22 protein-coding genes are annotated in these 23,635 nt (G+C 71.6%); 12 read left to right on the top strand and 10 right to left on the bottom strand.

Annotation, left to right across the window (positions count from 1 at the left end; genetic code table 11):
• Window positions 1-3 precede the first annotated feature (3 nt).
• Window positions 4-714, top strand: a complete 711-nt coding sequence (locus tag Dfulv_RS14465; protein ID WP_259863469.1) for a sulfite exporter TauE/SafE family protein — start codon at window positions 4-6, stop codon at window positions 712-714.
• A gap of 101 nt (window positions 715-815) precedes the next feature.
• On the opposite strand, the gene Dfulv_RS14460 is transcribed toward Dfulv_RS14465, so the two are convergent.
• Window positions 816-2,786, bottom strand: a complete 1,971-nt coding sequence (locus Dfulv_RS14460) for a CoA transferase (RefSeq protein WP_259863468.1) — start codon at window positions 2,784-2,786, stop codon at window positions 816-818.
• Between the two features lie 301 nt (window positions 2,787-3,087).
• Window positions 3,088-4,059, bottom strand: a complete 972-nt coding sequence (locus Dfulv_RS14455) for a helix-turn-helix transcriptional regulator (protein WP_259863467.1) — start codon at window positions 4,057-4,059, stop codon at window positions 3,088-3,090.
• Between the two features lie 67 nt (window positions 4,060-4,126).
• Between Dfulv_RS14455 and Dfulv_RS14450 the strand changes: the two genes are divergently transcribed.
• Window positions 4,127-4,276 (top strand): hypothetical protein, encoded by a 150-nt coding sequence (locus tag Dfulv_RS14450; protein WP_259863466.1) that lies wholly within the window; start codon window positions 4,127-4,129, stop codon window positions 4,274-4,276.
• Window positions 4,277-4,284: 8 nt separating this feature from the next.
• On the opposite strand, the gene Dfulv_RS14445 is transcribed toward Dfulv_RS14450, so the two are convergent.
• Window positions 4,285-5,517 (bottom strand): MFS transporter, encoded by a 1,233-nt coding sequence (locus Dfulv_RS14445; protein ID WP_259863465.1) that lies wholly within the window; start codon window positions 5,515-5,517, stop codon window positions 4,285-4,287.
• A 285-nt stretch (window positions 5,518-5,802) separates the two neighbouring features.
• On the opposite strand from Dfulv_RS14445, the gene fxsA reads away from it, so the two are divergent.
• From fxsA to Dfulv_RS14430, 3 genes are all read left to right on the top strand, one after another.
• Complete coding sequence (gene fxsA / locus Dfulv_RS14440) at window positions 5,803-6,078, top strand: FxSxx-COOH cyclophane-containing RiPP peptide (RefSeq protein WP_259863464.1); 276 nt, start codon at window positions 5,803-5,805, stop codon at window positions 6,076-6,078.
• Window positions 6,079-6,227: 149 nt separating this feature from the next.
• Complete coding sequence (locus tag Dfulv_RS14435) at window positions 6,228-7,478, top strand: FxsB family cyclophane-forming radical SAM/SPASM peptide maturase (protein ID WP_259863463.1); 1,251 nt, start codon at window positions 6,228-6,230, stop codon at window positions 7,476-7,478.
• Window positions 7,462-9,372, top strand: coding sequence for an HEXXH motif domain-containing protein (locus Dfulv_RS14430; RefSeq protein WP_259863462.1), 1,911 nt, complete (start codon window positions 7,462-7,464; stop codon window positions 9,370-9,372). The genes Dfulv_RS14435 and Dfulv_RS14430 overlap by 17 nt, the downstream gene beginning before the upstream one ends.
• Window positions 9,373-9,467: 95 nt before the next feature.
• Here the strand turns inward: Dfulv_RS14430 and Dfulv_RS14425 are convergent, their stop codons facing one another.
• Window positions 9,468-10,295, bottom strand: a complete 828-nt coding sequence (locus Dfulv_RS14425) for a hypothetical protein (RefSeq protein ID WP_259863460.1) — start codon at window positions 10,293-10,295, stop codon at window positions 9,468-9,470.
• Between Dfulv_RS14425 and Dfulv_RS48810 the strand changes: the two genes are divergently transcribed.
• Entirely contained in the window at window positions 10,254-10,625 is a 372-nt protein-coding gene (locus Dfulv_RS48810) for a CHAT domain-containing protein (RefSeq protein WP_406567969.1), read from the top strand. The genes Dfulv_RS14425 and Dfulv_RS48810 overlap by 42 nt on opposite strands.
• A gap of 31 nt (window positions 10,626-10,656) precedes the next feature.
• The gene (locus tag Dfulv_RS14420; RefSeq protein ID WP_259863459.1) at window positions 10,657-10,782 is read left to right on the top strand and encodes a hypothetical protein; all 126 of its coding nucleotides are present in this window, start codon (window positions 10,657-10,659) and stop codon (window positions 10,780-10,782) included.
• A 30-nt stretch (window positions 10,783-10,812) separates the two neighbouring features.
• On the opposite strand, the gene Dfulv_RS14415 is transcribed toward Dfulv_RS14420, so the two are convergent.
• The 3 genes from Dfulv_RS14415 to Dfulv_RS14405 all read right to left on the bottom strand — a co-directional run bounded on the left by Dfulv_RS14415 (window position 10,813) and on the right by Dfulv_RS14405 (window position 13,791).
• Window positions 10,813-11,841 (bottom strand): XRE family transcriptional regulator, encoded by a 1,029-nt coding sequence (locus tag Dfulv_RS14415; RefSeq protein WP_259863457.1) that lies wholly within the window; start codon window positions 11,839-11,841, stop codon window positions 10,813-10,815.
• 103 nt (window positions 11,842-11,944) lie between these two features.
• Window positions 11,945-12,940, bottom strand: coding sequence for an ABC transporter permease subunit (locus tag Dfulv_RS14410; RefSeq protein WP_259863455.1), 996 nt, complete (start codon window positions 12,938-12,940; stop codon window positions 11,945-11,947).
• Window positions 12,937-13,791: an ABC transporter ATP-binding protein gene (locus tag Dfulv_RS14405; protein ID WP_259863453.1), complete on the bottom strand. Its 855-nt coding sequence runs from the start codon at window positions 13,789-13,791 to the stop codon at window positions 12,937-12,939. Before Dfulv_RS14405 ends, Dfulv_RS14410 begins: the two co-directional genes overlap by 4 nt.
• A 112-nt stretch (window positions 13,792-13,903) precedes the next feature.
• Here Dfulv_RS14405 and Dfulv_RS14400 point away from each other — a divergent pair, with 112 nt between their 5' ends.
• The 4 genes from Dfulv_RS14400 to Dfulv_RS14380 all read left to right on the top strand — a co-directional run bounded on the left by Dfulv_RS14400 (window position 13,904) and on the right by Dfulv_RS14380 (window position 19,108).
• A complete protein-coding gene (locus tag Dfulv_RS14400; protein ID WP_259863452.1) occupies window positions 13,904-14,557 on the top strand; it encodes a response regulator transcription factor in 654 nt (217 codons plus the stop codon).
• Window positions 14,558-14,562: 5 nt separating this feature from the next.
• Window positions 14,563-15,744 (top strand): sensor histidine kinase, encoded by a 1,182-nt coding sequence (locus tag Dfulv_RS14395; RefSeq protein ID WP_259863451.1) that lies wholly within the window; start codon window positions 14,563-14,565, stop codon window positions 15,742-15,744.
• Between the two features lie 174 nt (window positions 15,745-15,918).
• Window positions 15,919-16,245 carry a helix-turn-helix domain-containing protein gene (locus Dfulv_RS14390; RefSeq protein WP_259863450.1) on the top strand — a complete coding sequence of 109 codons (327 nt, stop codon included), beginning with the start codon at window positions 15,919-15,921 and terminating at the stop codon, window positions 16,243-16,245.
• Between the two features lie 496 nt (window positions 16,246-16,741).
• Complete coding sequence (locus Dfulv_RS14380; RefSeq protein ID WP_259863449.1) at window positions 16,742-19,108, top strand: putative bifunctional diguanylate cyclase/phosphodiesterase; 2,367 nt, start codon at window positions 16,742-16,744, stop codon at window positions 19,106-19,108.
• 48 nt (window positions 19,109-19,156) lie between these two features.
• On the opposite strand, the gene Dfulv_RS14375 is transcribed toward Dfulv_RS14380, so the two are convergent.
• Window positions 19,157-19,894 carry a DUF4184 family protein gene (locus Dfulv_RS14375; RefSeq protein WP_259863448.1) on the bottom strand — a complete coding sequence of 246 codons (738 nt, stop codon included), beginning with the start codon at window positions 19,892-19,894 and terminating at the stop codon, window positions 19,157-19,159.
• A gap of 103 nt (window positions 19,895-19,997) precedes the next feature.
• A complete protein-coding gene (murJ, locus tag Dfulv_RS14370; RefSeq protein WP_259863447.1) occupies window positions 19,998-21,560 on the bottom strand; it encodes a murein biosynthesis integral membrane protein MurJ in 1,563 nt (520 codons plus the stop codon).
• A 223-nt stretch (window positions 21,561-21,783) separates the two neighbouring features.
• Between murJ and Dfulv_RS14365 the strand changes: the two genes are divergently transcribed.
• The gene (locus tag Dfulv_RS14365) at window positions 21,784-22,164 is read left to right on the top strand and encodes a hypothetical protein (protein ID WP_259863446.1); all 381 of its coding nucleotides are present in this window, start codon (window positions 21,784-21,786) and stop codon (window positions 22,162-22,164) included.
• 21 nt (window positions 22,165-22,185) lie between these two features.
• Here Dfulv_RS14365 and Dfulv_RS14360 read toward each other — a convergent pair whose 3' ends face one another.
• Window positions 22,186-23,598 carry an outer membrane protein assembly factor BamB family protein gene (locus tag Dfulv_RS14360; protein ID WP_259863445.1) on the bottom strand — a complete coding sequence of 471 codons (1,413 nt, stop codon included), beginning with the start codon at window positions 23,596-23,598 and terminating at the stop codon, window positions 22,186-22,188.
• Between the last annotated feature and the right edge of the window lie 37 nt (window positions 23,599-23,635).

Genomic DNA, 23,635 nt, shown 5'->3' with positions numbered 1-23,635 from the left:
CGAGTGACCATCGTTCTGGCCGCAGCGGTGATCGCGGCGGCTTCGGCGGCGCAGGCGATCACCGGCTTCGGCTCGGCGCTCCTGGCCGTTCCGTTCCTGACGATCATTGCCGGTCCCCGGCCGGCGGTGATGGCGGGCCTGATGGTCGCGGTACTGCTGTCGACCGGGGTGGCCATCGCAGAGCGCCGGCACGTGCTGCGGCGGCCGGTGCTGCTCATGGGGGGCGGCGGTGTGGTGGCCGCCCCGGTCGGCTTGTTGCTCTTGCGGACGCTCTCCGACCGCGGCCTGACCGTGCTCATCTGCGGTGTACTGCTGGTCTCCGCTGTGATGATGACGGTACGGATCCGACTGCCCGCCACCGACTCCACCGTGATCTCCGCCGGCCTGCTCAGCGGCGTCCTGCTCACCAGCACCGGCCTGAACGGACCGCCGCTGGCGGTTGCACTGGCTGCGCAGGCGCACCCACCGCGGACAAGCCGGGCCACCCTGGCGATGGTGTTCGTCGTGCACGGCTTCGTCGGCAACACGTTGGTGCTCACCTCCGTGCAGGTGACCAGCTCGACGCTGAGCATCGGTGCAGTCGCGGTCCCGGCGATGATCCTCGGCTGGGTCGCCGGCGATCGGGTCAGCCGGCGGATGGACCAGACCTGGACTCGACGGGCGGTCATCGCGCTTCTCGTGGTCGGCGCGGTGCTCGCGGCGGTGACTGCTTGAGTCACCCGGCACCGTCGGCGTTGACGCCGGCGGCTGGTCGCAACGGTGGCGCGACCACCACCACAGCTGGCGGCAACCGTGGTGACCCAGGGATCGGCGAGTTATACCGCATCGTGACCGAGAGCCTCGGCCGTGACGACCGCCCAGCGCTCGAAGACGCCCAGCCCTTCGCCCACCGCGCCGGAGTCGACGAGGACGCTGATCCGCTCCGGGTCGTAGCCCAGCCGGCCGAGCACCCGCCGGCTGTCCGCGCCACGGTCGGGTGCCGGCCAGCCGAACCGGTCAAGCGCCACGCTGCAGATCGGCCGCGGCACGACCTGCTGCATCCGGCCGAACTTGGGGTGCGCGAACCGATGCAGGATTCCCCGCCGGGCCAGTTCGCCCTGCGTGGCCGTGTCGTTCACGTCGGCTTCCGCCGGGTAGCCGTCGCGCACGGTGGCCGCCTCGACAGGAAGGCGCGATCCTGCCTGCAGGCGTGCGGCGGTGCGCAACAGGCTGCCGCGCACGATCGACCCGTTGCCGCGCCGCTGACGTCCCCGCAGCGCGACGAGGGTGCCGAAGGCGCCGAGATAGCCGGCAGCGTAGTCGTTCACCGGATACGGCACCTGGACGGGCGTGGCCCGCGCCCTGTCGTGCTGCATCCCCGACGCGGCCTGCGCGTTGTGCTCCCACCCCGCGCGCTCCTCCCACGGCCCGTCGTAGTCGTAGGCGTTGAGTTCGGTGACCACGAGACCCGGGTGGCGCTCAACCAGCGCTCGCGCGTCAAGGCCGAAGTTCCTGAGCTTGCCGCTGCGGAAGTTCTGCAGCACGACGTCGGCCCGGTCGATGAGCTCGGCGACGACCTCGGCTCCCCCGTCCGTACGCAGGTCGACGATGATGCTCTCCTTGGTTCGGTTCACGTCGAACCATTGGAAGGGCGTGATCTCCCGGTTGGGGCTGTCCACCTTGACGACCTCGGCCCCCAGTTCGCCGAGGATGCGGCCGCAGGTCGGGCCGGCGAGCACGATGCAGAGGTCCACGACGCGAACGCCGTCGAGCGGGAGCGGACCGTCGAGCGGCGCGGCCCGTCTGGCACCCGCGGTCGGAATCACGGTCACACCCGGCCCGAGCGAGGACAGCCGGCCGGCGTCCGGGCCCGGCATCGCGAGAATGCCACTTGCCGCCAGGTGCGGCTCCGCGAGCAACTCCTCCCTGGTTCTGACGACGGTGCAGGCTCCGCCTGCGGCGTTGATGTCGCGCTCCCACGTCCAGGAATCACGCCGCAGGAAGAACTCGGCGAACCTGCCGCGCCACAGCTGTTCGGTCTCGCGGTCCGGCAGGACATCCAGGCCCCGGACGGCATCATCGGTCCACTCCGGATGTCCCGCGGCGGTCATCAGCGCGCGCACGAAGTTCGGGTACAGCCCGTGCAGTTGCACGAAACGGCCGTCGCGGCAGCGGTAGATCTCCATCATCGGCAGGTGCGGCTGGGTCGCGCCGTCCGGCATCGGCGGTGCGTCGAAGTCGACGAGTCTCCTGCTCAGCACGGTGGCCGCCGCCACGTCGAGGGGCACGGTGATCGCGACGGAGTCGCGGGCCTCGCCCTCACGCAGCAGCGCGGCGACGACGTAGACCGCGCCGATCAGGGAGCCGTAGTAGCTCGCGACCGGGAGCGGGTCGATGCGTGGCGGCGTGCCGCCGAGGCGGTTGATGCCGACCTCCGCGGCGATCTTCGCGTCGATGTCGTCGTCCTCCGCGGACCAGTCGGGGTGGTCCGCCGTCAGCGACGGCACGATGCTGCACACCACAATCGAGGGCCTCGTAGCGTGTATGCGCCCGGTCGGCCAGCCGGCCGACGCGACGGCGCCGGGCCTGGTGTCATCGAGCAGAACGTCGGCGCTGGAGAGCCGCTCGACGAAGCCGGATCCGGAGACGGCCTCCACGGTGACGGCCTCCACCATCGCGCCGTGGTCAGCGAGCAGCGAGGAGAGGTAGTCACCGGCGAGACTCGTCCCGACCCGGAGGACCTTCACGTCGTCGAGTTCCCGCCCGCGCGCGCTGTCCGGGCCCATGTCGCCGCCGTCTCCACTCACTACTACCTCCGTTGATAGATACTGCTACCCCGGCCCGGTCCGCTCGGCGACCAGCGTGAACACGCCCGTCGTATCTTGGTGTCCCGACTGCGCGAGCAAACACTACCAACTACAAGAGTTAGTATTGCCACGATAGGTGTGCCCGGCGAGGCGGTCAACGGTTCGGGGAATGTACGGAGGCACCACGCACGCTCGGCAGCGACGGATCGCGGCCACCGGCCGGTCCGCGCCCGAATCGACACACTGACCCGGCCGCACGGCTCCCTTGCCGCTCGCCTCGGCGCCGGTCTGGGGCGCGTGGCTAGGATTTCTCCGGGTTCGGCGGCGTATCCGCCGGGCGGTAACGGTCTGCGATGGCGCGGGCTGTCGTGGCGAGATCGCATCGCAGCCGCACCGGTTCGAGCACTTCCGCGTGCGGCCCGAAGCCGAGCAGCCGGCTGCGGGCGGTCGGCAGCGAGTCGAACCGCAGCACCACGGTTCGCCACCCGTCGGCGTCGACTGGTCCGCCGGCCACCGGTTCTCCAAGAATCTCGACCGCGGCGCGTGTTCCCTCGGGGCTGAGCCGGACGGTGACCGGAACCTGGCCGAAACCTCCCTCGAACTCGGCGGTCCACCGGGCCCAGAACGCTGCGAGGTCGAACCCGGCGGGCCGCTCGAAGCCCTCGTCGAGCAGCCGTGCCGCCGAGATCCGCCCGGCCCGGTGTGCCACGACGCCCCGGTCGCCGCGCACCACCAGGTACCACACCCCGGCTTTCACCACGAGGCCGAGCGGGTCGACGACGGCGTCGGCGGTGCCGCGGTGCGCGATCCGCAGTCGGCGGCCCCGCAGCACTGCATCGACCAGGATCGCCAGGTGCGGCACGGGCTCGGCAGACCGGAACCAGGCGGCGGCGTCGAGATGGAACCGTCCGGCAGCGGCCGCGATGTCCCGCCGCCGCCCCTCCGGCAACGCGGCCAGCAGCTTGCGTCGCGCGTCGGGCAGGACGTCGCCGAGCGAGATCCGCTCCAACGGCCCGGCCGTCGCGACGACCAGCAGCGCGGTGGCCTCGTCGGCGCTGAGCCCGAGCAGCGGGCTGCGGTAGCCGTCGAGGAGCCAGCAGCCGCCGCCCGGACCGCCTGCGGTGACGACCGGGACGCCGGCGGCGCCGAGCGCGTCGAGGTCGCGGTAGACGGTACGCACCGACACCTCGAGCTCGGCGGCCAGCTCACGGGCGGTCGTCCTCCCCCGTGACTGGAGGCGCAGCAGGAGGGCCAGGAGCCGATCCGCTCTCATCGCTGACACAGGTTGTCAGCCATGGGTGCCTAACGTGGCCGGCAACCGACAGAACGGAGCACCAAACGTGATCACCGGATGTGTCATCGCCGAGAGCCTGCGGCCGGGCGCCGTGTTCGCGCCGGACGGCGTGTGGATCCGCCGCATCGCCCGGCTCGACGTGTCCGCGAGCGCCCGCGGGTCACAGCCCGAGCATCAGCTGGACTGGAAGGACTGACCCGGCGCTCACCGGCCTGCTCCGGTCCGGAAGGTTCGCAGCGGCGGGGTCAGCAGGGTGATCAGCCCGACGGCGGTCAGGCAGGTCAGCGCGCCCGTGACCATTGCGATGCCGCCCGAGGTGCCCGCCGCGAGCAGCCCGGCGCGAAGGTTGCCGAGCTGCGGACCGGCGACGCCGGCGACGTGCTCGAGCGCGGCGACCCGGCCGCGGTGCGACTCGGGGGTCGACGACTGGACGACAGTGGCACGACACACGACCGCCCAGGTGTCGGCCGCGCCCGCGACGGCCAGCGCGACGAGGACGACGGCGAGCGCGCCGGCGAGCCCAACCACGCCGAGCGCGACAGCCCAGACGGCACCGCACGCGAGCAGCGTCCGTCCGGGTCGGTCGTTTCGGGTGACCAGACCGGACAGGGCCGAGGCGGCGACACCTCCGACGGCGACCGCGGTGCCGAACAGGCCGAGCGTCCCGGGCGAGCCGCCGAAACGCTCCTCGTTGATGACCGGGAAGATCGCCATCGGCATCGCCAGCACCGTGGCAGCGAGGTCCGCGAGCAACGCGCCGCGCACCTGCGGTGTGCCGACGGCGAACCGGATGCCGTCGACGACCGCACCGATCCCGGCGGGCCTGGAGGCCGGGGGCCGACCGGTGCGGGGCAGGCCGGCGATGCCGGCCAGGGCGGCGCCGAACGTCAGCGCGTCGATGACGAAGCACCATGTGGTGCCCCACGTCGCAGTCACCAGACCCGCGAGCACCGGGCCGCACAGCATGGCCAACTGGAAGGACAGGTGGTTGAGGGCGAGCCCGGCGGCCAGTTGCACCGGGGGCAGCAGACCCGGCACGACGCTGCGCAGCACCGGGCCGGTCAGCGCGGACAGTGCTGACGCGAGTGCCACGAGACCGAACATGGCCATGACACTGTCGCCGGGCAGCGCCGCGACGGCCGCCATGGCGAGGCTGACCGCCACTTGTGCGGCGGTGGTCCAGGCCGCGAGGGCGCGCCGGTCAACGTGGTCGACGAACGTGCCGCCGACGAGCGCGACGACAACGATCGGCACGGCGACGGCGAGGCCGACAAACCCGACGGCCGCGGGGCTGTGCGTGCGGTCCCAGATGTGATACGTCGCGGCGAACGCGCCGAACTGGCTGCCGATCCCGGATGCTGTCGAGCCCAGCCACAGCCGGCGGAAAGCGGGGTAGTCACGCAGCGGACGCGTGTCGACCAGCGCACCGGTCGGCACCACCACACCTCCCCCGAGCCAACTCCTATCGAGAAGATAGGGAATTGTCCGCCGCGAGTCAAGGCGCGTCGGGTGGTCGCGGCCCGCGTCGTTGCGGTTGCCTGGTTGCGGGTCGCCGGCGCGACAACCGGGCGGGTGCCGACGTCGTTCGGAACTGTTCCGAACGGCGGAATCGCTTCCCTCAGCCGTTGGCCTCTGATCCACTCGATACATCTATTGGTGTCGCTGGCCGGGTCCGTCGAGCTAGGTCATGGTAACGACCAGCGCCGTCGGAAGGAGCATCAGATGCCTGAGAATGAAACGGTGCTGCGAGCCGGCATCGTGGCAGCCGCCGCGGCTGCCGCGGTGGGGATGGGGTCAGCCGCCGCAGCGGCTCCGGCCACCGCTCCGCAGCAGCCGGCGCCGGTGCAGGTGCAACTGGTCGACCTCAGCGACGTTCCGCTCGCCGCCCTGGACACAGGCGACGACAGCGCGCTGAGCCGGGTGTTGGACCGGGTCGTCGCCGAATCCAGCAGCGGACTTCGGGGCAAGCCCTGGTTCCAGTCGGTTTCGCCGCAGTAGCGACGACGCGAGACCGATCGTCGAGCGTCCGCGATAGGACGCGGACGTTCCCTGACACGTCGGCGATCCGGCGACGGCGTGTCACCGCCTGACGACACGGCCGTGCGGCCGTAGCGGACGCACGGTCGCCGAACGATCGCGGAGGCATCGTGCAGGAATTGGCCGCCCCGTCACCCCGCAGGTCCGAGTGGCCGACCGCCAAGGTGGTTGCCGACGCGCTTGCTGATCCGGATTGGCGACCCCTTCCGTTCGCCGAGTTCATCGTCAAGGTGCACGGACGGTGCAACCTGTCCTGCGACTACTGCTACATGTACGAGATGGCCGACCAGAGCTGGCGGACCAAACCGGTGGCCATGACTCCGCTCACGATCGACCGGACCGCCTGGCGGATCCGGGAGCACCTCGAGGCCCATCCAGGAATCCCTGTGGTGGAGGTGATCCTGCACGGGGGCGAACCGCTGCTGGTTGGTGCCGCGGCGCTGGACCGGGCGGCCAACGCGTTCGTTGCCGCCGGCACGGACCAGACTGCGGTGACGCTCGCGATCCAGACGAACGGAGTGCTGCTCGACGACGATATCCTGGCGGTACTCGCCGCGCACCAGATCCGGGTCGGGATCAGCGTCGACGGTGGCCGGGAGGCCCACGACCGGCATCGGCGGTATGCCAACGGAAACGGCAGTCACGACGCGGTCATGCGAGGCATCGACACACTGCGCCGAACCGGGTATGCCCAGTTGTTCTCCGGTCTCCTCTGCACAGTGGATCTGGCCAACGATCCAATTGACGTGTACGAATCACTGCTGGCGTCCGCCCCACCGGTGGTCAACTTCCTGCTCCCACACGGCACCTGGGCCACTCCACCGCCGGGATGGGCCGGCGCCGACGGCGGCACGCCGTATGCGGACTGGCTCATCCCGATCTTCGACCGCTGGTACCACTCGGCCCCGCCACCCACCCGGATCTCCCTGTTCGAGGAGATCATCGCGCTGCTGCTGGGTGGCGCCAGCCGCACCGAAGCGTTGGGATTGGCACCGGTCCAGGCGATCGTCGTCGAGACCGACGGCAGTCTCGAACTGGTCGACTCGCTCAAGGTGACCTTCGACGGCGCACCGGCGACCGGGCTCGACGTGTTCCGGCATTCCTTCGACGCAGCCATGCTGCATCCGGCGGTGGTGGCACGGCAACGCGGGCTGGCCGCGCTGTCCCCGACCTGCCTGGCCTGCCCGGTCCGGGACATCTGCGGCGGCGGTCACTACCCGCACCGCTACCGACCCGGCTCCGGGTTTCTCAATCCGTCGGTCTACTGCGCCGACCTGTTCCGTCTGATCGAACACATCAACGGCCGGGTGGTCGCCGACCTGGCGGCACGAAGGGAGAGACTCAATGGCACAGGCCGTTGAGGTGTCCCGAACCGACTTTGACGCGCTCGCCAGCGGAGGCGGTGGACCGGCGGCGATCGAAGTGCTGTGGCGGGGCCAGCTCAGCAAGCACATCGTGATGATCCGCGGGGTGACTCAACTCGGCAGCGCCGCAGAGCCCGACATGGCCGAGGCACTGCGGGCCGCGTACGCAACACTCGCCGCCGCCCAGCAACGCGACAGCGCGGCCGTCGCCACCCTATTGCGGCACCCCGCGATTGGCACCTGGGCGTCCCGATGCCTACGCCGGCTCACCGGCGCCGAAACCGGCGACGTCCCGCTCGCCACGGAACTCGGCCAGTTGGCGGCGATAGCGGCGGTCGCCGCGATCCGCGCCGGCCACCCGTGCGATCTTCCGGTCCCCCGGCTGCGCGGTGCGGTCATGCTGCCGACGCTGGGACTGGCCCGCTTCGCCGATGCGACCGAGCCACAAGGGCAGGCCAGGATCATCCACGACGGCCACCACACCCGGCTGACGACAACCGATGTCGAGGTGACGGTACCAATGGAGCACACCCGAGATTCGCTCAACTGGCAGGGCCTGCGCAGGCTGAAGTCGACAGCGGGTGGACTGACCCTGGCCGTGGAGATCGACGACCTGGATCCCGGGCGTGAGCGGTTGGGGCAGTTGAGCACCCGGCTGGACGATGCGGCCCTGGCCCACTGGCAGGGATTGCTCGACGACGCGTGGCGGGTGCTCACCCGGCACCACCCGGAGCGGGCGGCGGAGTTGCACGTCGGCCTGACCACGCTCGTACCGCTTGACCCGGACGGCACTGGCAACGGCTCCTCGGTGAGCGCCCAGGACGCGTTCGGTCAGGTGATGACCACACCCGGCGCCGACGGACGCCAGCTCGCCGACACCCTTATCCATGAGTTCCAGCACTCCAAGCTACACGGCGTGACGGACCTCGTACCGCTGAACACTGCCGGTGGCGAGCGGCGCCACTACTCGCCGTGGCGCGACGATCCACGACCGCTCGAAGGGATCCTTCACGCCGTCTACTCGTACCTCGGCGTGACAGAGTTCTGGGAGGTCCAGCGCGGCCTGCCCGACTGCCCCGAGCCCGAGTTCGCGGAGTTCGAGTTCCACCGGTGGAGCCGGCAGTTGCGTGCCACGATCCATACCCTGCTCGACTCAGGCGAATTGACCAGCGACGGCGTCGCGTTCGTGCAGGGGATGGCGACGCGGGCACTGCGCTGGACCGGGCTGCCCGGCGCCAGCCGGCCGCGCTGGTTCGCCGACCTGGCGATCGCCGACCACCGCGTCCGGTGGCGGATCCGGCACCTACGCCCGGACCCGGAACACGTACGCGACTTGGCAGCCGCCTGGCGGACGGGTGATCTCGGTGCCCGACGCCACCGAACGGTGAACGCACCGGTTCCCACCGACCCGAACCTGGCGCTGAGCGGACGGCTGCGGCTGATGGTGGGTCTGCTCAAAGACCCAGACCGGTTTGCCGCCCGGTGCACCGACCCGCAGTGGCTGGCCGCGATGGGTCCGTCCGTTGACGCCGCCGACGTCGCTTTGCTGTCCGGGGATCCGGAGGCGGCACTACGCGGGTACGAGCGGACGCTCACCGGGACGGACCCGGAGCGGTGGGCGGGGTGGATGCTGGCTTGGTCAGTCCACGAGACGGGCCACGCCACCGGACCGCTGATCGACGCGCCGGAGCTGCTCTACACACTGCACCGCCAGATGCGGGACGATCCGACACCACCTGCCCCATCGGCACTCGCCGCGTGGTTCGCCGCCCTGCCTGGACCGGACAACCCCGAGCGGCCCGGGCTTACGGCGACCGCCGTCCGACCTTCCCGAAGAGGCTTAGCCCCAAGGCCAGCGACGCCTCAGGGGTCGCCACCGGGTAGCTCCTGACCGGGCTGCCCAGCCTCAACCGCGCCGCATGCGCGGAGTGTTCCCCGGAGATACGTGTGGACATGCCTCGAATCGTGCCCGGTCGCTGCCCCGTATCAGGCCTCCGGGAGCAGCACGGCGCTGGTCAGGTCGCCGAGGAAGGCCCTGGCGTCGAGGTCCAGGGCGAGGTCCTGGTCGCCGCCGTGGCTGATGCCGCCCAGCCGGCTGACCTCGATGTACCAGGGGGACAGGCCCTCACGTACACCGTCGGGGCACATGTTGGTGCCGCCCAGGTGCTCGGCGTGGAAAACGTCCCACCGGTCCGGTATCTCGACGTAGGCGTTGCCGGCCTCGGGAAAGGAGACCGGGGCGATCCCGGCGTTCGGGTCGTCGCGGCGCACCAGCCATACGGGGCCGAACATGCCATACCGCTCCCTCAGGTGCACCGCGTCGACCTCGCCGTCGGCGAGCTCGGGGGCGGCCGTGGGGCGGGTCACGCGCGGACCGCTCAGCTCCGTCTCGTCCAGCCACACCATGGCGAACAGGGAGGCGACGCCGTCGTCGGCCAGTTGCAGCTGCGTGTGGCGCCGCGACCGGCCGAGTTCGGCCCAGAACGGGTGGTCGGGCTGCGCGACGTCGGCGCGCCGTCCGGCCAGAACCGCCTGCACCTCAGGCAGCGGCTCCGTGAAGCAGAGCTCGTCCGCCCACTGGAACACCGCGACGGCGACCAGATCGGGTCCGCGCCGCCGGTACGCCTCGGGCAGCCGGAGCGTGAAACAGTGCACCATCGGCTGGCCGGTGCGCGGCGAGCGCGGCCAGGTCCGCACGTCGATGCCCGGCCCGTCCGGGCCTGCCCATCCGGCCGGCAGCCGGGGACGGTCACCGGCCTCGTCGGCGATCTCGTGCTCGTCGCCGGTCCAGATGTCGAACGCTTCCACGGTCACCCCCAGCACCCTACCCAACGGCGGCGACCGTTGATCTTCCAAATCGCCGGCGCCATCCAGCTCGCCGGCTTCCGCCACGTGATCTCAACGCTACGGACCGTCGAAGACCGCGCCGCGGCCGAACTCGCCCAGGCTGTCTACGGACGCATGACCGGGCCCGACAAGAACCTGGAGCCGGCCCGAGCGCCCGAAGCCTTGCACCATGCCGTCCGTGGGGGCTCACTCGGTGAGACTCTCCCGGTACTTCCAGTGGTCATGCGAGTGCGGATTCGTGTCCCGGACTGTCCCGGACGCCTCGACGGTGCCGTCCGTCGTCATCCAGCTGGTTGAGTGGCGGCGGGAACGAGTTGAGGAGAACGACATGCGCAAGACCTTCAGATATCTCGGCCGGCTCGGCGCGGCACTGGTCCTCTCGGCGGGCCTGAGCCTGGGCGCCGTCGCCGTCGGCCCGGCGGGCGTCGCCCAGGCCGACATCGGTTGCTGCTGAGTCCGTGACCGCCGAACGGCGAGGTCCTGGTCAGCGGCCGGCCCGGGCGGCCGGCCGGATCAGGAACTGCTGGTCGGCGGCGCCGGTGCAATGCGTCTGCACAGCCTCGGCGCCGGCGTCGACGTCGGCCGGGCCGCCGAGGATGCCGATGCACAGGCCGCTATGGACCGGGCGGAGCCGGAAGGCACCGCGAACGGGGGTGTCCATAGCCTCGAGCAGGAACCGCTGGTGGGCCGCGCCGACACAGTCGGCCGGCGCCACCAGCGCGCCGTCGCCGGTGAATGCCTCGTCGACGGTCAGGCAGCCGGTGCCGTTGACCGGATCGTGCCACTGGATCTCGTACACGCCCACGCCGACGCGGTGCAGGTAGGTGTCCGGGACGACTCCGGCGCAGGGCCGCTGGACGGCCAGGGGCCGGTCAGTGTGGTGGTTGCGTTCCCGGCCCTCGCCTAGGCAGAGGTCGCGGTCTTCGATGTGGGCGGGTTTGATGCGGTACCACCCATCGGTAGGTTCACCCGGGTGCCGCCCGCCGGCGAGGAGCAGGGCGATGACAACGACGGCCACCAGCAGCAGCGTCGCTGCGGTGATCGTGTACCACCCACGGTGGCCGGGCCGCCCGGTCCCGCACGGCCCGGCCACCGTGGGCGCCGTGGGCGCCATGGCCACGGTGGGCTCCGTGGGCTCCGTGGGCGACTCGGTCGCTGGCACCGGCGTGACCGACCCGATGTCCGAACCGGTGGCCGACTCAGGAACTGGGCCCGGCACGGCGGCGGCAGCGGCGAGGCGCTGACGGGCGGCCAACCACCGCTGCGTGGTGTCGTCGTCGATCCCGCAGGCCCGCACGAACGCGGCCACGAGCTCGGCCCGCGGCAGGCTCGGCCGGCTCAGCGCGGCGGCGATCGTGCTCGAGGGCATCACGTCGCCGGAGGCTCGCGCCTTCGCGGCCAGCTGCCGGTACGTCAACCCGGACCAGCCTCGCAGCGCGGCGAGCGCCGCGACGAACTCGGCCGGTGTCATGAGCCCCTCCGGGCGGGGTGGATCGCTGCGCGTGTCGTGCATGCCGGTCATTGTTGGCATCCGGACTTACTGTTTCCTTACCCTCCGGCCCGTTGTTCGGCGAGGCTTGCGGGATGATCCATCGTGCTGCTGCCGGAAAGCCGGGTCAGCCGGCCCTGCGGCGGATCCACCAGAAGGCGTAGCCGGCCAGGAGCAGGGCCAGGAGCGTGTACGCCGACAGCTCGATCCACTGGAACGGCCAGTAGCGGCTGCCGGGCTGGTACGTGTACGAGAAGTGGAGGTTCTGCCGCTCCACGCACTCCATGTCCTTGCCGAAGTCGCCGGTCATGCACTGGCGGGCCTGCGTACCCGTGTAGGGCGTGCCGTCCGCGTTGTACACCCTGCTCAGCGACTGCATCGGCCACGTGCCCGGCATGACGTAACCGTGGACGCCGGCCCCGGTGTCGGGGTTGATGCCGAAACCCCGGGCGTGTTGCATCGCGTCGGCGGTGAACTGCACGGTGTTGGTGACCGGCGGCAAGATGTGGGAGCGGATCGCCATGGGCACCACGATCTGTAGGACCGCGAACACGCCGAGTGTGATCGCCATGGCCGGCACCGTGCGGCGCACCAGGAGCCCGACGAGCACACCGAGGACGAACGCGAACGCGGCGTAGCCCAGCGGAACCACGTTGCGTGCGGCGAAACTCAGCGCGGCGAACCGGTCGCCGGCCCACTGGTCGTAGCGACTCGCGTTCCACGTGAGCAGCAGACTCAACGCCGCGGTGACCGCGACTGCCGCGGCGCCGACCAGCACCAGCTTCACCGCGAGCCACCGGCCGCGGGTGACGCTCTGGTTCCATACCAGCAGGTCGGTCCTGGTCTCCAGCTCCCGGGCCACCAGCGGCGCGCCCCAGAAGGCGCCGATGAGCCCCGGCAGGGCGAGCAGCAGCAGGCCGAGCAGCGAGACCGGCGCGACGTAGCGGTCGGCGAACAGCCGCCGGGTGTTGTCGCAGTCGCTCGGCACGCAGTTGACCACGTCGACGGTGTAGTCGTGCCGGATGCGGACGCCGAGGTAGACCAGGTAGGCCGCGAGCACCGCCAGCCCGATCGCCGCGACGAGGAGCTGCGTGCGCAGCTGCCGCCAGGTGAGCCAGATCATCGCTGTGCCTCCATCGCCATCATGTACGCCAGGCCGACGTCCTCCAGGTCCGCACGCTCGGCGCCGGGGATCGGCTCCGTCGAGCGGACGATCGCCGTGCTGCCCGCGACCGTGCGCTCGGTGTGCACGACCCGCGCCGTGGCCGGCAGCCGCCCGTCGAGACCGCCGCCGTCCACCCGCAGCCGGTGGTGCACCGACAGCAGCTCGGTGACGTCACCGGCGACCTGCACCCGCCCGCCGGCCAGCACGACCAGGTGGTCGCAGACCTGGGACAGGTCGCTCAGCAGGTGCGAGGACAGCACGACGCTCACCCCGAGCTCGTCGACGAACGACAGCAGGTCGTGCATGAACGCCCGGCGCGCGATCGGGTCCAGCGACGCGACCGGCTCGTCGAGGATCAGCAAGTCGCCGCGCTTGGCCGCGGCGACGGTCAGGGCCAGTTGGGCGCGCTGGCCGCCGGAGAGCCGGCCCGCCTTCTGCGCCGGGTCCAGGCCCAGCCGCTCGATGCGCCGCCGCGCCAGCGCCCGGTCCCAGCTCGGGTTCAGCCGCGCGCCGAGCGTCAGGTGCTCGGCGACCGACAGGCCCGCGTAGACCGGCGCGTCCTGCGCGACGAAGCCGACCCGCGCCAACTGCGCGGCGCTACCGGCCGGCGGCGCGCCGAGCACCTCGATGCGGCCCTCGCTGGGCGCGATGAGCCCACACGTCAGCGACAGCAGCGTGGACTTGCCGGCCCCGTTGGGCCCGACCAGCCCCACGATCTGCCCCGCCGGCACCCGGAGGGTGCACTCGGACAGGGCGGTCTTCCTCCCGTACCGTTTGCTCAGCTGCTCCGTCTCGATGACGGCTGTCATGGATGCTCTCCCGTCTGGTGAGGTCGACGGCAGTTGTAGTCGACGCCCGGTCACAGCACGGTCCGCGCGACTGTGACCAGGCTGTGACCGCGCCGCGGCTAGGCTCGACGCGGTGAGGGTGCTGGTGGTCGAGGACCAGAAGCAGCTCGCCGACTCGGTCGCGCGGGTGCTGCGGCGGGAGGGCATGGCCGTCGACGTCGCCTACGACGGCGCGGCCGCGCTGGAGCGCACGGACGTCGTCGACTACGACGTCGTCGTGCTCGACCGGGACCTGCCCACCGTCCACGGCGACGAGGTGTGCCGCGCGCTCGTCGCCCGGGAGTCGCCCAGCCGGGTGCTCATGCTGACCGCCTCGGGCACCGTCGCCCAGCGGGTCGAGGGACTCGGCCTGGGCGCCGACGACTACCTGCCGAAGCCGTTCGCCTACGCGGAGCTGGTCGCCCGGATCCGGGCCGTCGGCCGCCGCACCCGCCCGGCCGTCCCGCCCGTGCTCGTCCACGGCGACCTGCGGCTGGACCCTGCGCAGCGGGTCGCCGCCCGGGCCGGCGCGCGCCTGCCGCTCAGCCCGAAGGAGTTCGCCGTGCTGGAGTACCTGTTGGCCGGCCGGGGCCGGGTCGTGTCGGCCGAGGAGCTGCTCGACCGGGTCTGGGACGAGGCCGCCGACCCGTTCACCACCACGGTGAAGGCCACCATCAACCGGCTGCGGGCGAAGCTCGGCGACCCGCCGCTCATCGAGACCGTCGCCCGCGCCGGCTACCGGATCTGAGCGCCGTGCGCCCCACGAACCGGCTGCGGTGGCGGCTGACACTGCTGTACAGCCTCGTGACCCTCATCTCCGGCGCCGTGCTGCTGATCCTCGTCGCCAGCCTGGCCCGCACCCTGCCGCCCGACCGGACGATCGCGCTGCCCGGCATCCCGGTGGCACCGCCGGTGCCGCCACCCGACCGCGACGCGGTTCGCGCCGACCCCCTCATCGATCCCCTCACCGACCCTCTCACCGACCCCGACTCCTTCCCCGACCAGGTGCTCATCGTGCCCGGCGCCGCGCTGCTGCTCATGGTGCCGCTGTCGCTCGGCTTCGGCTGGCTGATCGCCGGACGGATGCTGCGCCCGATCCGCACGATGACCGGGTCGCTGCAGCGGATCTCCGGCCGCAACGTCCACGAACGGCTCGCGCTGACCGGTCACCGCGACGAGTTCAAGGACCTCGCCGACACCATCGACGGACTGCTCGGGCGGCTCGAGGTCGCCCTCGACGGGCACAAGCGGTTCGTCGCCAACGCCGCCCACGAACTGCGCACGCCGCTCACCGTGGAGCATGCCCTGTTGGAGGAGTCGCTCATCGACCCCGGCGCCACCGTGGAGTCGTACCGCGCCAACTTCGAGCAACTGCTCGCGGTCAACCGGCACCGGGGCGAGCTGCTGGAGTCGCTGCTGACGCTCGCCGGCAGCGAGTCGGCCCGCGACGAGGGCGAGCCGGTCCACCTCGACGACGTGGTCACCGCGGCGCTGGCCGAGCGGTCCGCCGAGCTCGAGCGGCACGACCTGCGGGTCGAGGCCGTGATCCGCCCGACCACGACCCTCGGCGACCGGATGCTGCTGGCCCGGCTCGTGGCGAACCTGCTCGACAACGCCATCCACTACAACGAGCCCGGCGGCACCGTCGAGGTGAGCGTCCGCGCCATCGACGGCCACGCCCGCCTCATCGTGGCCAACACCGGCGCCCCCGTGCCGCCCGAGCAGGTCGACCGGCTCTTCGAGCCGTTCCAACGCCTGCACCGCGTCGCCGACGACGGCCACCACGGCCTGGGCCTGTCCATCGTGCGCGCCATTGCGCTCGCGCACGCCGCCCACCTCACCGCACAGGCCCACCCCGGCGGCGGCCTGCGTGTCGAGGCCCTGTTCCCGCTCGACGTGGACGGGCCGACAGCCGCCGACGTCCGGCGCCGTTAAGGCATCGCGCTGATCGCGCTCGCGGAGGCCATCGTCGCCGTCCTGCGGCGGCGCGCCGGCATCCGGGTCCAGGTGGGTGTCGGTTCGCCGGTCCGCGCCCTCGATGACGTCGCCACGTCACGTTCGGAAGCCGACCGAGTGCTCGCCGCGATGGCGCACACTCCGGATCACGATGTGGGGACGATCGCGAACCTGCGTGCGGAGATCCTGCTCAGCGAGCTGCTCAGCCTCCTCGAAGCGAACGCGCAACTGCGCGACCCGGTGATCACCGCGCTCGTCGAGCACGATCGCACATACGGAACGGAGCTGGCTCGGTCGCTGCTGGCCTGCCTGGACGCGATGGGAGATGTGCGTGCCGCCGCCACGGAGCCGCACATCCATCCGAACACGCTTCGTTACCAGATCCGCCGAGCGAGAGCGGTGAGCGGCATCAACCTCGCCGACCGGGTCGAACGCCTGGTCTGCCACCTGCAACTGCTGCTCGCCCTGCGGGCGGGCTGACCAGCCCCGGACGGTAACGGCCGCATGACGCGGCCCCGCCCAACACCGTGGCCAAGCTGCGCGCCCTGTTCGGCAAGGTCGCCTACCGCGTCCGGGTCGTGGTCGGCCAGCCCGCCTCGATCGACGCGCTGCCCGTGGCGGCGGCCCGCACCCGTCGGATGGTCCGCCGACACCACCCGGAACCGCTCCCCCATTCGGCCGATGCTGTTGCAGCATTTCGAAACTCACACCGATCGATACCCGCCGGGTGCTGGCGGCACGGTAAACGTGGTGCGGGTCGGCGTGACGGCAAGGTGACTCCGCAGGGGTCACCGCCCAACGCAGCACGGCAGCCGCCACGCCGACCCGCCACGAGGCCTCGCCTGCTGTGGTACGAACCGAGCCGCCGACGATCGTGCGCCTGCCGCCAACCGGCTGGCAGCGCAGTGCGCACATCGGTGAACTCCAAGCGTTCGGGTGAGATCCCGTACACAACGGACAGGATATTGTCAGGCCCGTGACGCGGGAGGCGCTTCGGTCGACGGCGAGCCCCGCGGTCGATGTCGCCGGCACGGCGGTGAACAAGGCCGCCCGGCGGTATGTGTGGGCCACCGCCGGGGTTGCCGCCCTCGGCACCGCCTGGTGCGTGGCGTACCTCACCGCCGGTGTCGGCACCGAGGCGTTCGCGTACATATTCGTCCCGATCGGCGGCGTGCTCGCGACCGCGTCCGTCCGTCACATGTCCCGCAGCTGCGACCTCGACCCCGTCGCCCGACGATTCTGGCGCGCCGTGCTCGTCGCCATGGCTGCGATCACGATCGGTTACGGCTGGCTTGCGGTGGACATGCTGACGCACGCCGCCCAGGCCCATGTGCGCAGCATGCCGGTGCCGGCCGCGGCCTGCGTGGCGATCGGGTTCGGTATCGCCATCTGGGCGGTGGCCCGGGTGCCGGTTGTCGCGACCGGGGGCGTCGAGTGGTGGCGCACGTTGCTGGACCGCACGATCGCGTTCCTCGGCTGTACGGCCGTGTTGTGGTACGTCGGGCTGGCCCCGATGCTGTCCGCCCACGAGCCATGGAGCCGGCAGGCGATGGTGCTGGTCGGGCTCGCGTTCCTGGTTGCGGTCGGCGCCGCGACGAAGGTGTCGTACATTGCGGGCGGCCCCGTCGACGGCGCCGCGATACGGCTCATCGCGGCCAGCGGGGGCGTCACCGCCGGGGCCGTCGCCGTGCTGGCGGTGCGGTTCGGGTACGCCGCGGGTGTCCCCGCCCAGGCGATCGTGATGCCGCTGACCCCGGTGCTGGCCACCCTCGGCGTTGCCGCTCAGTGGCGCGCCGAACTCGGGTTTCGCCACGACACGGCCCGCGGCGGCGTGCTGTTGCCCTATTTGGCCGTGACGGCGGTCGACGTACCGCTGGTCGCGGTCGCGTTCGGCGCGCCGCTGCGCTGGCCGGGTCGCGTGGTCGTGATCGCTGCCGTGATGGTGACCGCGCTGGTCACGGTCCGGCAGTTCATCGCCTTCCGGGAGAACGCCCGGCTGCTTCGCGACGCGCGGGTCCAGGAGGAGCGGCTGCAGTACGAGGTCAGCCACGACGGCCTCACCGGGCTGGCCAACCGGGCGCTGTTCCGGGACCGGCTCACGACCGTCCTGGCCACGACGGGACGGGCGTCGGTGCTCCTCGTCGACCTGGACGACTTCAAGACCGTCAATGATCTGCTCGGCCATGGCGTCGGCGACCGGCTGCTCGTCTCGATCGCGCAACTGCTGCGCGCCGAGGTCGGCACTGACGGCCTGCCGGTGCGGGTCGGTGGCGACGAGTTCGCGGTACTGCTCACCGGCGCCGACGCCGATCCCGAGGAGTTGGCCGGCCGGCTGCTGGCCGCGCTCAACAACCCGATCAGCGAGCACCGCCTGCTGGTGCAGGCCAGCATCGGCATCGCCGACGCCACGCCCGGCGCGACCGTCGACTCGGTGCTGCGGGACGCCGACGTCGCGATGTACACGGCCAAGCAGCGCGGCAAGGCGAGCTTCGTGCGGTACGTGGACGGCATGGGAGAGCCCGTCCTGGCACACATGCAGCTCGGGGGCGAGCTGCGGCGGGCCCTGGACAACAACGAGTTCCGCGTGGTCTACCAGCCGATCCAGCGGCTGGACGACAACCGGGTGATCGGTGTCGAGGCGTTGGTCCGGTGGCATCACCCGACCCGCGGCGTCGTCGGCCCGGCCGAGTTCATCCCGGCCGCCGAACGGACCGGCCTGATCGTGCCACTGGGCCGGTTCGTGCTGCGCGAGACCTGCCGCCAGGCGGCCGCGTGGTTGTCCGAGTTCGGGCCGGACGCGCTGCACAAGGCGGGACCGAACGTGTCCGCGCGGCAACTGCACGACCCCGACTTCGTGTCCGATGTGACCGCCGCGCTCGCCGAGAGCGGGCTGCCCTGCGAGCGGCTGGTGCTCGAGGTGACCGAGTCGGCGGTGCTCCGCGGTCAGCAGGTCTCCCGGACGCTGTACGAACTCAACCGTATGGGCATCCGCCTAGCGCTGGACGACTTCGGTACCGGCGAATCGTCGCTGAGCCTGCTGCGCGCGTTCCCGGCCGCGATCGTCAAGCTGGACAAGTCGTTCGTCGACGGCATCGAGATCGACGACGGCCGGCCGGCCGCCGCCGACGCCCGACAGGCGGTGGCCCGCGCGGTGATCCAACTCGCCCACGCGCTCGGCCTGGAGACCGTTGCCGAGGGGGTCGAGAGCGCCGAGCAGGCGGCCGTGCTCCGCGAGCTCGGCTACACCCTCGGCCAGGGCTACCACCTGGCCGAGCCCATGACCGCCGAGGACGTGTCACGCCTGCTCGCACGCCAGCAGGCCATGGCGGCCGCGGACCGCTGAGGCGGCACAGAAACCAAGGGCCTCGTAGTGGTCGCCCACGCTGTACTTTCAGCGCCGGCGCGCGGCCGACCAACCGGCGCACAGCACAGCGGCAACCAGCCCGCCGCCGACCGCACCGGTCCCGGCCAAGAACACGATCCGCAGCGGCCACTCGGCGTCGGCACCGGAAATCGTCGCGACCATCGCACCGACCACACCGGCGAACACGATGAGCGCCCACGCTGTGCCCGCCACCGCCCGACCGGCACCGGGCCGGGCGGTCGGCGGCGTGGTGCGCCACCATCGCATCAGCCAGACGCCGATGGCGGCCGCCCCGAGAACACCGCTGGCGTACTGCGCCCACCGGTACCCCGGCATGCCGGCCTGCTGCGCGGCAAGCCAGCCGACGTGTTCCGTCCCCCAGCGGCCGGGATGGGTGAATGCGTCCCACAGCGTGTGCGTTGCCGCGCCGATGACCAACGACAACGCCACCAGCGCGACACCGCGCACCGTCACCGGGCCGTTCCGCTGCGTCCAGGCCGGATCGAGGCGGGCGCGCACCGGCGCCGGCGCCACGGCGGCCGCGAACTGAGCCAGCAGCCCGTGCCACACCACGAACAGCACCCCACCGAGCACGAGGTCCGCGGTCAGCGTGCCGGTCAGTGAATGCGTCGTATCGGCATCGACCAACGTCGGCAGATAGTACGGCGCATCAGGCACCATACTGCCGATGACCATCGCGGACGGCACCAGACCACATCGCGTCAGCAGCAGCACCGCCGCGGGATGGCTACCAGTGAACGGCACGGCGGCACTCCACCGCAGCAGGATAGCGGCAGGCCCGGGTGACGGCTCGGCGGGAACCGACCGGATCCTCCAGCAGCCACGGATTCCGGGCGGCCCGCCGCTGTCAGGTGGGGCGAATGCCGGACATCGCCGTGGTCACGACCTGCCGCAGCTCCGCAAGGCCCAGGAGTCGTCCGGCGGCGACGTAGCCGGCGAAGCCTGCCACGGCGGCCACGGTGAGCGTGAGCAGTGAGCCGGTCCAGCCCGGGGTGACGAGCGGGGTCAGCGCGCGGACGGCGAGCGCCGCGCAGGCCGCGCCGGCGGCCGCCGCGACAAGGACGTGGAAGTGCGTCCGGACCAGGCGGTGGCCGTCGATGCGGCCGAGGCGCCGGCGCAGCACGACGGCGGTGGCGACAAGGCCGGCGGTGTAGGCCGCGGCATAGGCGACCGCCACACCGACCACGATGTCGGCGGACGGCAGCAGCCACCCGGCGGCGACACATCCGGCCACTCCGATCGCGCTGACGCCCGCGGTGATCAGCGCGGGCGTCCTGGTGTCCTGCAGGGCGTAGAAGCCCCGCTGCAGGATCATGTAGCCGGTGAAGGGCACCAGGGCGAACCCGAACACCGCCACGACCAGGCCGAGCAGGCTCACCGTCGCCGGTGCGCTGTGGCCGTGGCCGAACAACAGCGTGGCGATCTGCTGGCCGAGGACCACCATGGCCACGGCGATCGGGGCCATGACCGCCACGGCGACCCGCACGGCCAGCGACAGGTCTCCGATGACGTGCTCATGGTCGCGACGAGCCGCACTGCGGCTCAACCGCGGCAGCATGGCGGTCATCACGGACAAGGCGATGACCGCGAACGGCACCTGGAACACCGCATAGGCGTTCTGGTACGCGGTGATGGCACCCGGCCCGCTCAGCGACGCGGCACGGGTGGCCGCCGTGAGCAGCACCTGAGCGGCGACGACGGACAGCAGCACCCACCCGCCGAGACGGCCGATGCGGCGGATCGCGATACCCCGCGGATCCAGGCGCAGCCGCAGCGGGAAGCCGCTGCGGGCGAGTGCCCACACCACGAGCGCCATCTGCGCGACGACCCCGGCACTGGTACCGATCGCCAGCAGCGTCGTCTGCCCCGGGGTCAGGCCGGCGATGCCGGTGCTGCCCCCGACCGCGAGGTAGATCAGTCCGACCCCGATCACCACCACGCTGTTGCACAGCGGCGCCCACATCGGCGCGGCGAACCGGCCACGGATGTTGAGGACCGCACCGGCGGTGGCACTGACGCCGTAGAACAGGATCTGCGGCAGGAAGTATCGACTCAACAGGATCGCCAGGTTTCGCTGCTCGGCGGTGAAGCCGGGCGCGTACAGGTCGACCAGCCACGGCGCCCCGGCCATCGCGACAAGGGTGACCGCGCCCAGCCCGTACACCATCAGGGACAGCAACCGCTGTGCATACACCACCCCGCCGTCGGGCTCGGTCAGCGCCGCCCGTGTCAGCAGCGGCACCACGATGCTGGCCATCGCCCCGCCGAACACCAGCTCGTAGACGGCATTGGGCAGCGTGTTCGCCACGTTGTAGCTGTCGAGCAGCCGGGTGCCCAGGCCGAGCGCGGCGGCCAGCACCACGATGCGGAGGAAACCGGCGGTCCGGGAGGCGAGCGTTGCGATCGCCATGCCTCTGCCGGCGCGCCGCAACGAGGATCCGTCTGCCACACCGACGTTCTTACACCATCCACGCTCGCCGAGCCGCCCCGCCCGCGGGCCGAATCGGCGGAGTGGTTCCTACCGACGGCTACCGGTCCAGCACGTTCGGGTGAAGTGGGCGAGGGCGGCTGCGGGCAGCATCAACCTGCGGCAGGACAGCCGCGGGACAGGACGGCATCGGAGGGTCCCTGACATGCCCAGCTGGCTCCGGGGACGGAGGGGAGCGGCGGTCGTCGCCGTCACGCTCGCGTTCGCCCTTGTCGTCGCGGGCGGATACGCCTACCGGTACGACTGGCTCGGCCTGCGCACCGCGTACACAAAGATCAAATGGCGGCTCGACGGCCCGAACAAGATCGTCGTGACGTATCAGTCCTACGCGGAGAAGGACGAGACCGGCAAGGGCGCGTTCGACGTCGGTACCGCCGACGACATCGTGGGCACGAGCTACACGGCGACGTTTGTCAGCACCGGCTTCCTGCGGCGCAGCCACCACGACAGCGAGTTCCAGTTCGGGAACAAGGCGCTGTGCGGCAAGGGTGCCACCCAGGCCAACCGCAACGAGTGCAACGTGTGACCGGGCATCGCGGCACGGTGCTCACGGCAGCCTCCACACCGACAGCGCTCCGTCGATCACGCACGCGAACATGCCGCGGTCCTGGAAGCAATCCGGCCGCCCGTGCCACCGCGCCACCCTGCCGAACACGGTGATCCGGCCGCTGCGCGGGTCGGCGACGCCGAGCACGGCCGTGCGGTCGTCGGCGGGTTTCCACACCACGAGCCGGCTGCCGGGCAGGCCCGCGGTGAGCTCCCATCCCTCCAGCTCGCGCACGACCCGGCCGGTGCGGGCGTCGACGGTCGCGACGGGCTGGGCGTTCCCGCCCGGCCCCCACACGCCGACCACGAGCGTGTCGCCGGCGTGGTCGAGCACACCGTTGTACCGATCGAGGTGCCAGAGCCGTGCGCCGGTCCGCGGGTCGACGGCCGTCAGGCCGGACTCCTCCCGACGGCAGAACAGCTCCGCGGTGCAGGGATAGGGACTGCCGTCGTCCCGGCCGTTCGAGTGGTTGTCCTGCCAATGCCACAGCAGCCGGCCGGTGGCACGGTCGTAGACGTCGGTGCCACGCTCACCGACCGTGTCGATCAGCACCTGGTCGGGCAGGGCCGTGCCGGACCTGAGGAGGGGCCCGCCGGTCGTGAACGACGAGATGGTCCCGGACCAGTCCAACTGGTGCGTCGCGATGACGGCGCCGGTGCCGAGGTCGCGGAGCCGCAGCACGCCGGTCGGGCTCAGCTCGGACATGACGGTGGGGCCGGAGTGGGCGTCGAACCAGTTGAAATCGGCGACGGAACCCTTCGGCACGCGAACCTCCCACACCGTCGCCCCGGTGCGCTCGTCCAGCGCGAGGTAGCGCTGGTCGTGCTGTTCCATGGTCAGGTATGTCGGGATCTCGCCGGCGAGGTCGGCAACGATCAGCGGTTCGTCGGCGACGCCGGTCCGGTCCTCGGCGAGGATCCGCCCGGCGGCCTGGCCGAGATACGAAAGCCGCGTGCGCTGCCACAGTCGCTCGCCCGTGGCGGCGTCGAGCACCGTGAGCGTGTGGGGCGATCCGGCGGGCAGGTCGGCCGTCAGGGCCATGACGTTGTCGGTCAGGAACGTCAGGTGCTGGTCGATGCCGAGCCCCATCGACCAGAGCCGGGTGCCGTCACGCAGGCTCAGCACCTCGACCCGCCTGCCGGCCCCCTCCGGCTGATACAGCTCGACGATGACCCGGCCGCCGCGGACTGCGGCGTTGAGGACCCGGACACCGTCGATGGTGAGCACCGGGTCGGTGCTTGTGCGCGGTACCGATGCCGCCACCATGCCCGCGATGACCAGCGCCACCGCCGCGAGCGCGATCCACCGCCGAGCCGCCCGGACTCGCGGCGGATGCGACGCCTCCGGCGGCTCCCACGGCACGGTCAGGTCGAGCTCGATCATCCCGTCCGGCACGGAACCGCTTTCTCGCACAGCACAGCCTCCCACAGCCGCGCCGCGCTTGCGGCCC

The organism is Dactylosporangium fulvum (assembly GCF_025137375.1).
Classification (GTDB): Bacteria; Actinomycetota; Actinomycetes; order Mycobacteriales; family Micromonosporaceae; genus Dactylosporangium; species Dactylosporangium fulvum.
This window is presented reverse-complemented; position numbering and strand designations above follow the sequence as displayed.

Coding starts and splice junctions, on each gene's coding strand:
- Dfulv_RS14455 (WP_259863467.1), bottom strand. CDS start 4,059: ATGAGAGCGGATCGGCTCCTGGCCCTCCTGCTGCGCCTCCAGTCACGG.
- fxsA (WP_259863464.1), top strand. CDS start 5,803: ATGCCTGAGAATGAAACGGTGCTGCGAGCCGGCATCGTGGCAGCCGCC.
- Dfulv_RS14430 (WP_259863462.1), top strand. CDS start 7,462: ATGGCACAGGCCGTTGAGGTGTCCCGAACCGACTTTGACGCGCTCGCC.
- Dfulv_RS14420 (WP_259863459.1), top strand. CDS start 10,657: ATGCGCAAGACCTTCAGATATCTCGGCCGGCTCGGCGCGGCACTGGTC.
- Dfulv_RS14415 (WP_259863457.1), bottom strand. CDS start 11,841: ATGCACGACACGCGCAGCGATCCACCCCGCCCGGAGGGGCTCATGACA.
- Dfulv_RS14410 (WP_259863455.1), bottom strand. CDS start 12,940: ATGATCTGGCTCACCTGGCGGCAGCTGCGCACGCAGCTCCTCGTCGCG.
- Dfulv_RS14405 (WP_259863453.1), bottom strand. CDS start 13,791: ATGACAGCCGTCATCGAGACGGAGCAGCTGAGCAAACGGTACGGGAGG.
- murJ (WP_259863447.1), bottom strand. CDS start 21,560: ATGGCGATCGCAACGCTCGCCTCCCGGACCGCCGGTTTCCTCCGCATC.
- Dfulv_RS14365 (WP_259863446.1), top strand. CDS start 21,784: ATGCCCAGCTGGCTCCGGGGACGGAGGGGAGCGGCGGTCGTCGCCGTC.